Below are 9,235 nucleotides of genomic sequence, written 5' to 3' on the forward strand. Positions count from 1 at the left end.
TCAGGAGGGATCAGGTGGTCTGAGACTGTCCGTCGTCACGGCTGGCCTCCTGCGGCCTACGCCCGGCGACACCGCCGCCGCATCACCGACGAGACGGCGCTTACGACGCTGGCGTGGCTCTCGCTTCGGTTGGACGAATACAGGCACGCCTGCGAGAGCAGTCCCAAGCTGCTCGAACAGATCGGACCGTCGATCTCCGTGATGCTTCGAGCCGTAGCGCATCTGGAAGAGCCGAATCCGGTACGGCCGGACAGGTCCGACTTGCGCTCATTGCGTTCCTCGGGTCAACCGTGGCCCGTGGTGTCGCGGATCGCTGACTTCGTGGCGCGTGTTGATCATGACCCCGCATTCGTCGCGTTCGAGTTCCTCTATCCGAAGCCTGATTTGAGATCCCGGCTCTTTCACTTGAACACCTTTGGCGAGGTTCTACAAGCCCTCCGCCGGGCCGGATACCGGTGCACGTGGCGGTCTCCGATTGGTGGTGCGCGAAGCGGGCCGAGGATCCTGTGCGTCGATCGGTACGGCCTGGTCTTGGACTTCTGGTTCGAGGCCGCTGGGTCACGGAGGTACTACGCGTTGAAGAACGGGGCGTACGCGAGCGCCACTCGCAGCATCGATGGCGTTGGCGGCGCGATCGGCGCAGATATCGCACTGGTATCTGAAGCCCGCAACGCAGTGCTGCTGCTCGAGTGCAAATGGTCGTCCGACCCGTCATACGTCGCGCGTGATGGATTTCATCAAGCAGCGAGTTACGCGCTCGACGCACGTGACGGTCTCGCCGAGAGAGTCTGGTCATTCGTCGTCGGCCCAGCCGAGATCATCCCTGAGCCGAACGTGACAACGCAGCTAGACAGCCGTTTTTCGATCGTGCTGGGTTCAGTCTCTTGCGATCACGTGCCAGCTCTGCTCAACGCGTTTGAGTCACTCAGCCCGCTGGAACTGTTGTCGTAGCCTTCGACAGCTTCTCCTTGGCCGCCGACACGTAAGTCTGCGAGATGTCGAGACCTATGAACTGACAGCCGTGATGAAGGGCCGCGACACCACTCGTACCGACACCCACGAACGGATCAAGCACGAGGTCGCCGGGGCTTGTCGTAAGCGCAATGCAACGACCTGGCAGTGCCATCGGAAACTGGGCTCCGTGCCCTTCACCGCCACTGGACGTGCTCAGCTGCCAGACATCAGAGAGCTTCTCGGGCTCCCACCCGTTATTGCGCCCGCCGAACTTGGGCTCTGCCGTCCGATACGGAGCACGGGAGAACTTTGGCGTCCGCTGGCGCGTGAGGTGGACTACGTACTCAAGGTTCTTGCTCACCCGTGAATTGTGCGGCTCCGGCAGGGTCGCACGCTTCGCCCATGTGATCATCGTCTTCACCCACAGGCCAGCCCGGCTAGCTCGCTCAGCGATCCGTGCGGGGATCATGCACTGCTCACCGTCCTTGAGGTAGGCGTGGCCGGCCGAGTATCGCCTCGCGGCATGATCCGCCCAGGCTCGCTCATCCAGTCCCTGCATCGCGCGGAGCGCTTCGGCCGCGTTGCCGCGAATCTGCGTGCGGGTGTTGAACGAATCCATGACGTTCCACCAGATAGAACCGTCGATTGCGACCTTCGGCGCCATAGCGACCAAGATCTCAACCGTGTGTCTGATGAACGCCTCGGGTGTCTGCTCGTGGCCGTATGCACAGATTTCGCCATCCGCCCAAGGGACCTGCTTGGAGTCTTCGTAGATGCGAAGGCCCCAGTAGGGGGTAGAGGTGACGACACAGTTCACCGATTGGTCGGGAATCTGACCAAGCAGATCGAGTACGTGGCCCACGCGCAGGTCGTAGCAGTCCGGATTGGGAAGCTCCGAAGCATCTTGAGAGGCTTCAGATCGCTGTGCCAGGTAGTCGAGCACACGGCTTCGCGGCACAAATGTCTCGCAAAACGCGTCTTGGTCGAGGAGCTTGATGACATCGTCAGCGAGGAACTCCCCGCGCTTTCCGGTAACTCGGAAAGCGAACGGAGCCGAGAAGCCGACGACCGGCAGAACAAGGTGCGACTCGAAGGTCGTCCGGGCGCCCGCGTACCTGGTGTGGTCGAGCGCTCGAACTGGTGTGCGGGGCTTGATATCCGGAAGCTTTAGCGGCACAGACTCGCCAGACGACGCCCTCGGGTGATCACGTTGGTAGCTGCCCTGTTCGTGCTCCGCGGGCACTGCGGGCGTGCTCGAGCCGGTCATCGATGCCATTTCAGTTTCGATCAGTAGGCCGTCACCGAGCGAGTCGGCCGAGCAGCCCTCCAGAAGCAGTTCCTCGTCGAGCAATTGACTCATTTCTCAACCCCGAACACCTCAGCGCAAGCGCTAGTGACACCGATCACACCGTATCGAGGGGCTGCTACACGCTCGCGGATTACCCGGCGGCCTTTGAGGAAACATCTGCTCCGAGCTAACCAGACGAAGCGCATTCGTGTTGCGCATCGGCGAGAGCTGAACTCGGCGGTGTGCCCGGCGATACCTGCGGTCAGGCGTCGCGGCGAAGCGCGAGCAGCTGATTGACCGCCTTGCCGTCGGCCTGGCCCCGCGTGGCCTTCATCACCGCTCCCACGAAGACACCGGCCACCTTCGATTCTCCGGCGCAGAACTTCGCCCAGGCGTCGGGATTGTCGGCAATGGCTTGGTCGACGAGTGCTTCGAGTTCGCCGCTGTCCATGGCCTCGTAGCCCAGTTCAGCCGCGATCGCCGACGGATCTGCGCCGGCGCCGGGTGCCCGCTCGCACATCTGCCCGAGCACGGTCTTGGTCTGCGTGGCCGTGAGCTGCCCGGAAGTCTCCATCTCGACCAGCGATGCAAGCTGGGAGCCTTCGAGCAGTTCGGCTCCGTCCAGCGCCAAGTTCTGCACCGCATGGGTCACAGCACGGCTCGCATCAGCGCCAGCTGCCACTGCGTCGAGCACCAGCAGCGCGAGGCCGCGACTGCCGATCACCTGGGCATCAGCAGGGTCGGCACCGAGCGCGCAGAGACGCTCGCTCAGCGACGCCGGCAGTTCGGGCATGGCGGCGCGAACCTGGGCGATCCATTCGTCGTCGGGCGCCAGCGGCACGAGGTCGGGCTCGGGGAAGTACCGGTAGTCGTCTGCCTCTTCCTTGGAACGCAGCGAGTGCGTACGCCCGTCCTCGGACCAGTGGCGCGTTTCCTGTACCGGGGCATCGCCGGCGGCGTACAGCTCGATGTGGCGCTGGGCCTCGTAGTCGATTGCATTCCGCAGCGACCGCAGCGAGTTCAGGTTCTTGACCTCGCAACGGGTGCGCAACTCGTCCGAGCCGGCGGGCCGGACGCTGATGTTCGCGTCGACGCGCATCGAGCCCTCTTCCAGCCGGGCGTCGGATGCGCCGAGCGTCAGCAGGATCGCCCGCAGCTCCTCGACATACGCGCTGGCCTCTGCTGCCGAACCGATGTCGGGCCGCGAGACGATCTCCAGCAGGGGTGTGCCCGCCCGGTTGTAGTCGACGAGCGCGCCGACGGCCCCGTGGATGCGACCATCCGCGCCCCCTAAGTGCGTCGTCTTGCCGGCGTCCTCTTCCAGATGCGCCCGCTCGATGCCGACCCGGCTGCCGCCCGGGACGTCGAGCCAGCCGTCGGAGCAGATCGGCTGGTCGTACTGGCTGACCTGGTAGTCCTTCGGCATGTCCGGGTAGAAGTAGTTCTTGCGGTGGAACACCGACGGCCGGATCTCGCAGTTGAGCGCGAGCCCCACCGCCATGGCCAGTTCGACGGCGCGGCGATTCAGCACGGGCAGCGAGCCGGGCAGGCCCAGGCAGACCGGCGTGACGTTGGTGTTCGGCTCGTCGCCGAAGCGGCTGGGCGCGGCGGAGAACAGCTTCGTGTCGGTCGCCAGCTCGACGTGGACTTCAAGCCCGACCACGGTCTCCCAGCCCGCCGTCATCGGCGTCGTGCCCCTGTCGAGCCGGTCACGGCAGCCAGCGGCGGCTTCGGCAGCGGCGGCGCGGCGCGCTCCAGCGCTGCAGCCACCGTCAGCATCGTCTCCTCGCCCAGCGCGGGGGCCATGACCTGCACGCCCACCGGCAGGCCCTCCGCGCCGGTTCCGAACGGCACCGACATGGCCGGATCGCCCGAGAGATTCGACGGGATGGTGCAGGTGTCACACCGATACATGGTCATCGGGTCGGCGCGCTCGCCGAAGCGGAATGCCACGCAGGGCGAGGTGGGCGACAGCAGCACGTCGAAATCGGCGTAGGCAGCGTCGAAGTCTCGCCGGGTCAGCATGCGGACCCGCTGGGCCTTGCCGTAGTAGGCGTCGTAGTAGCCGGCGCTGAGGGCGAAGGTGCCCAGCATGATGCGCGCTTTGACCTCGTCGCCGAAGCCGGCCCGGCGGGTCAAGCGGTTCATCTCCTCGACGTCAGCGCCCTCAACCCGCAGCCCGTAACGAGTGCCGTCGTAACGCGCCAGATTGCTCGAGGCCTCCGCCGGTGCGATGAGGTAATACGCCGTGAGGCCGTAGGTGACCGCGGGCACCGAGACCCTGCCGACGGTCGCCCCTGCGTCGGCCAGCGCATCAGCCGCCTCGAGCACCCGCTCGGTCACATCCGCATCGATCCCGTCGAGCACCTCGCCTGCTGCATCTCCCGGCGCTGGGCCACCGGTCGCAGCACCATTGCGGCCGCTCCCGGTCAGCTCGCTGACGACACCCACTCGCAAGCCCTCAACGCCCCGCGCCAGCGCGGCCTCAAAGTCGGGCACGGCTGCGGGAATCGACGTGCTGTCGGCAGGATCGTGGCCACTGATCACATCGAGTGCGAGCGCAGCATCGGCGACGTCGGCTGCGAACGGGCCGATCTGGTCGAACGAGCTGGCGAAGGCCACGAGCCCGTAGCGGCTGACGCGGCCGTAGGTGGGCTTGATGCCCACAATGCCGCACAGCGATGCAGGCTGGCGGATCGAGCCGCCGGTATCGGAGCCCAGCGCCAGCGGCGCGAAGCCGGCGGCGACCGCTGCAGCCGAGCCCCCGCTGGAGCCGCCAGGCACCCGGGCGAGGTCGTAGGGATTGCGCGTGGGGCCGAATGCCGAGTGCTCGGTGGAGCTGCCCATCGCGAATTCGTCGAGGTTGGTCTTGCCGATCATCACGGCACCGGCGGCCGTCATGGCCTGTACGACCGTGGCGTCGTAGGGAGGCTGCCAGCCTTCGAGCATCCGCGACGAGCAGGTGGTGGCCACGCCACGCGTGCACAGGTTGTCTTTGAACGCCACGGGGACGCCCGCCAGCGGTCCGGGGTCGCGGCCCCCCTCGACTGCTGCATCGATGGCCGCTGCAGCAGCTCGAGCCTGCTCGGCCGTCACTGTGTTGAACGCGTGGACATCACCATCGTGGGTCGCGACGCGGCCGAGGAAGTCTTCGAGCACATCCGTTGCTCGACGGGTGCCGGCGCGCACTTCAGAGGCGATGACGTGCGCCGAAGTCATTGTGCAATCACCGAGCGGGACACGGCCAGCTCAGGCTTCCGCGCCGAGCACCGGCGGCACTTCGAACTGCCCGTCGGAAGCGGCGGGCGCCTGGGACAGCACCTCGTCCCGGTCCACCGGCGAGCTCTCGACATCGTCACGGAACACGTTGCGGAGCGGGTAGGGGTGTGCGAGCGGCGGCACATCGTCGAGATCCAGATCTTCGAGCTGACGGGCATGCTCGAGCACACGTCCCAAGTGGCCCGTGTAGTGCTCGATCTCGTCGGAGGTGAGCTCGATCCGGGCAAGCCGCGCCACATGCGCCACCTGGTCCGTGCTCATCGCTGCAGTCGGCTCTCCCATTGCAGCGGCAGGGTACCGGCGCGGCCTCAGCGGGGAATTCGTCGCCGGGCGGCTTCTGCCAGCAACTCGCCGGGGCGGGTCGGGCTGAACAGCACCTGCGACACCGACAACACCTGTGCGGTGCCGGTGGTGCGCGGCACCACCTCGACCTGGCCGTTCAAAGCGACGAGCAGCACCGGTCCGAGGGCATTGCCGCTGATGTCCACCAGGTCGTCGGCTGCGAGATCGATGTCGGCGGGCGCAGCGGCGAGCGACGCAATGTCGGCCCGTCGCAGCAGGAACGGCTCGCGCGTCGCCATGCGGTCATGCAATACGAATCCGTTGGGAACGAACACCACCCAGCGGCGCGCCAGTTGGTGCAGCGAGCGGAATCCCAACACAGCCGCAGCGAGCCCGGTGACCGTGACAACGACGGCCCAGATCCACTGCTCGATTGCCCACAGCACTGCTGGCGCGGCGATGCCGGCAACCACGGCCGCCCACACCAGCGGGATCGGAGCGACCGCCAGCAGGAACGGCGTGCGCAGCAGCATGCGCCGCTCGTTGCCGTAGCTGAGGCCGTCGACCATGGAATTGCCGGTCTCCGGCAGCAGCGCAACGGCGGTCGCGATGGCGGCGCCCGCGATGGCGGCGGCGGCACGCGGGGCAGCGAGGTCGGCATCCCACGCCGCTGCGGCCACGACCGCACCGATGGCCACGCCGACCGAGGCAGGCGTGGCAATGCGCACGACGGTGAGCGCCCATGGCCGGCGCACCAGGGTTGCCGTCAGCACGAACGCCCACGCAGCCCAAAGTTCGGCGCTCAGGATGCGCGCCGAGGACTCCGAGCAGGCGACGAGCGCATCCGCCGCTGCGGCCCCCACGCTCCACGGCATCGCCAGCCACAACAGCCGCATCAACCACAGGGTCGGGTGCGCGCGCAGCGTTGCTCCCACGGGCGAAGTCTTGCCGCTGGAAACCGCAACACTCCGTCTTGCTGCTGCCGAAGCAGTCACAGCCCCTCGGTACTCTCGGCAGTGCGATGCCCTCCGAAAGCGATGACTCGACGGGCGAGCGCCAGGAAGCGGCGCTGAGTTCCGCTGCCGAGAGTGATCTCGAGCGCATGCGGCAACTGGCGAGTCTGATCAACCGCTACGACGTGGAGTACCACCGGGACGATGCGCCGTCGGTGCCCGACGGAGAGTACGACGCCCGCAAGCGCGAGCTCGTCGAACTCGAGACGCGCTACCCCGACTTCGCAGATCCGAATTCGCCCAGCCAGCGCATCGGCGCCGAGCTGTCGGCACTGTTCAGCGAGGTCGTCCATGCCAGACCGATGATGTCGCTCGACAACGCAATGGACTTCGATGAGCTGCGGGCGTGGCACGGCCGTGTCATGCGCGGCCTTGCATCGACGCAGCCGACGCTGTTCGACGACGCGGACGCCGACGATGCCAGCGACGACGGCAACGGCAGCGGCAGCGAGGTGAGCCCGCCTGAACCGGAGCTGATCTGCGAGCTCAAGTTCGACGGGCTGGCCGTATCGCTTCGCTACGAGCAGGGACGCCTCGTCCAGGCAGCGACGCGTGGAAACGGGCGCGTGGGCGAGGACGTCACCGCCAACGTCGTGACCATCGCGGACATTCCCCGGGAACTGAGCGCGGCATCACCGGTGCCCGAGGCGATCGAAGTGCGCGGCGAGATCTTCCTGCCGCTGGACAGATTCCGCGAGTTGAACGAGTCGCAGGCCGAGGCTCGCCACGCGCTCGCCGCGGCCGCGGACGACGCCAGGCGACAGCTCGCCGAGGCACCCGACGACATGCCGGCGAGCGAGCGGCGGAAGCTCGAATCGCTGGCCAAGCTCACGCCGGTCGATGTGCAGCGCCGCCATCCCGATTATGCCAATGCCCGGAACACGGCTGCTGGCAGCCTGCGCCAGAAGGATCCCTCGATCGTCGCGACGCGTGGCCTGTCGTTCTGGAGCTACGACGTCGGCGGCCTGGCCGGCGGGCCCGATCTCAACGACGCCGGCAGGGTCTTCGCGTACCTGGGCGAGCTCGGCATGCCGGTCAATCCCGAGATCCGTACCTTCGGCACGCTCGCCGAGGTCGAGGAGTTCTGCACGCGGTGGGAGCGCGACCGCCACAAGCCCGCCTATGAGATCGACGGCGTCGTCGTGAAGGTGGCCGACCTCGAGCTCCGGTCGCAGCTCGGCTACACCAGCCGGGCGCCGCGATGGGCGGTGGCCTACAAGTTCCCCCCGGAGGAACGCACGACCAAGCTGCGAAACATCATGGTCTCCATCGGGCGCACCGGTCGTGCCACGCCGTTCGCCTATATGGAACCTGTCTTCGTCGGCGGATCGACGGTGTCGCTGGCCACGCTGCACAACCAAGATCAGGTAGCTGCCAAGGATGTGCGCCCGGGCGACACCGTGATCGTGCGCAAGGCCGGCGACGTCATTCCCGAGGTGGTCGGCCCCGTGCTCGCCGAGCGTCCCGACGGGCTGCCCGAGTGGACGTTTCCCACCGTCTGTCCGGTCTGCGGCCACCGTCTCGTGCGCGAGGAGGGCGATGCCAACACCTATTGCGTGAACCGTTCATGCCGTGAGCGGATCATCCAGGGCATCGGGCACTTCGTGGGCCGGGGCGCGCTCGACATCGAAGGTCTCGGCGAGCGCACCGTGGTCCTGCTCTACGAGCAGGGATTGGTTGCCGACGCAGCAGACCTCTTCGGCCTGACCTCCGACGACCTCGTCGGACTCGAGGGATTCGCTGAGAAGTCCGCTACGAGCCTGGTGGCAGAGATCAGCCAAGCGCGGGAGGCACCCCTGGCCCGGTTGCTCATCGGCCTCGGCATCGAGCACTTGGGCCCGACAGCCTCGGAGCTGCTCGCAATGCGCTTCGGCACCCTCGATTCCATCATGGAGGCCACCGACGACGACCTTGCCGACATCGACGGCATCGGCCCGATCATCGCCGCGAGCGTCACGGGCTTCTTCGCCGACGACGACAACCGGGCGCTGGTGGAGAAGCTGCGCGGCATGGGTGTCCGCTTCGATGTCGTCGACGATCCTGACGACAGTGCCGACGCGCCACAGGTGCTGACCGGACGCTCAGTGGTGGTCAGCGGCAACCTCGACGGCTGGTTCATCGGGCGCGACGACACGAAGCGGGCCATTGTGCGGCGCGGCGGCAAGTCCACCTCGTCGGTGAACAAGAGCACGTACGCGCTGGTTGCCGGCGAACGCGCCGGGCAAGCCAAGCTGGACAAGGCGGCCGAGCTAGGTGTGCCTGTGCTCGACGAGGACGGTCTGCGAACCCTGCTCTCCGCCGGAACGGTCGACGCTTCTGAGCCTTAGAGGCCGCGCCGATAGGCGACCGTCCACCAGTCGTCGGGTCGGGTCCGCTGTGATGCGGGCTGCTTGCCGAACCGACGATCTGGTGGAGGTGC

7 protein-coding genes are annotated in these 9,235 nt (G+C 67.0%); 2 read left to right on the forward strand and 5 right to left on the reverse strand.

What is annotated here, in order from left to right:
- Nucleotides 1-300: 300 nt before the first annotated feature.
- The gene (locus VI480_RS07270) at nt 301-951 is read left to right on the forward strand and encodes a hypothetical protein (protein WP_323672158.1); all 651 of its coding nucleotides are present in this window, start codon (nt 301-303) and stop codon (nt 949-951) included.
- On the opposite strand, the gene VI480_RS07275 is transcribed toward VI480_RS07270, so the two are convergent.
- The 5 genes from VI480_RS07275 to VI480_RS07295 all read right to left on the reverse strand — a co-directional run bounded on the left by VI480_RS07275 (nt 926) and on the right by VI480_RS07295 (nt 6,699).
- Complete coding sequence (locus VI480_RS07275; RefSeq protein ID WP_323672159.1) at nt 926-1,897, reverse strand: site-specific DNA-methyltransferase; 972 nt, start codon at nt 1,895-1,897, stop codon at nt 926-928. The genes VI480_RS07270 and VI480_RS07275 overlap by 26 nt on opposite strands.
- Nucleotides 1,898-2,504: 607 nt before the next feature.
- Nucleotides 2,505-3,926, reverse strand: coding sequence for an Asp-tRNA(Asn)/Glu-tRNA(Gln) amidotransferase subunit GatB (gatB, locus tag VI480_RS07280; RefSeq protein ID WP_323672160.1), 1,422 nt, complete (start codon nt 3,924-3,926; stop codon nt 2,505-2,507).
- Nucleotides 3,923-5,461: an amidase family protein gene (locus tag VI480_RS07285; protein WP_323672161.1), complete on the reverse strand. Its 1,539-nt coding sequence runs from the start codon at nt 5,459-5,461 to the stop codon at nt 3,923-3,925. The genes gatB and VI480_RS07285 overlap by 4 nt, the downstream gene beginning before the upstream one ends.
- A 30-nt stretch (nt 5,462-5,491) precedes the next feature.
- Complete coding sequence (gatC, locus tag VI480_RS07290) at nt 5,492-5,782, reverse strand: Asp-tRNA(Asn)/Glu-tRNA(Gln) amidotransferase subunit GatC (protein WP_323672162.1); 291 nt, start codon at nt 5,780-5,782, stop codon at nt 5,492-5,494.
- 47 nt (nt 5,783-5,829) lie between these two features.
- Entirely contained in the window at nt 5,830-6,699 is an 870-nt protein-coding gene (locus VI480_RS07295) for a hypothetical protein (RefSeq protein ID WP_323672163.1), read from the reverse strand.
- A 125-nt stretch (nt 6,700-6,824) separates the two neighbouring features.
- Between VI480_RS07295 and ligA the strand changes: the two genes are divergently transcribed.
- Nucleotides 6,825-9,143 (forward strand): NAD-dependent DNA ligase LigA, encoded by a 2,319-nt coding sequence (gene ligA, locus VI480_RS07300; protein ID WP_323672164.1) that lies wholly within the window; start codon nt 6,825-6,827, stop codon nt 9,141-9,143.
- The last annotated feature ends 92 nt before the right edge of the window (nt 9,144-9,235 follow it).

This window comes from Candidatus Poriferisodalis multihospitum (genome assembly GCF_028283155.1).
Lineage (GTDB): Bacteria > Actinomycetota > Acidimicrobiia > Acidimicrobiales > Poriferisodalaceae > Poriferisodalis > Poriferisodalis multihospitum.

Excerpts from the sequence above, each read along its gene's own strand:
- gatB (WP_323672160.1), bottom strand. The coding sequence starts at position 3,926 with ATGACGGCGGGCTGGGAGACCGTGGTCGGGCTTGAAGTCCACGTCGAG.
- VI480_RS07285 (WP_323672161.1), bottom strand. The coding sequence starts at position 5,461 with ATGACTTCGGCGCACGTCATCGCCTCTGAAGTGCGCGCCGGCACCCGT.
- ligA (WP_323672164.1), top strand. The coding sequence starts at position 6,825 with ATGCCCTCCGAAAGCGATGACTCGACGGGCGAGCGCCAGGAAGCGGCG.
- gatC (WP_323672162.1), bottom strand. The coding sequence starts at position 5,782 with ATGAGCACGGACCAGGTGGCGCATGTGGCGCGGCTTGCCCGGATCGAG.
- VI480_RS07295 (WP_323672163.1), bottom strand. The coding sequence starts at position 6,699 with ATGCGGCTGTTGTGGCTGGCGATGCCGTGGAGCGTGGGGGCCGCAGCG.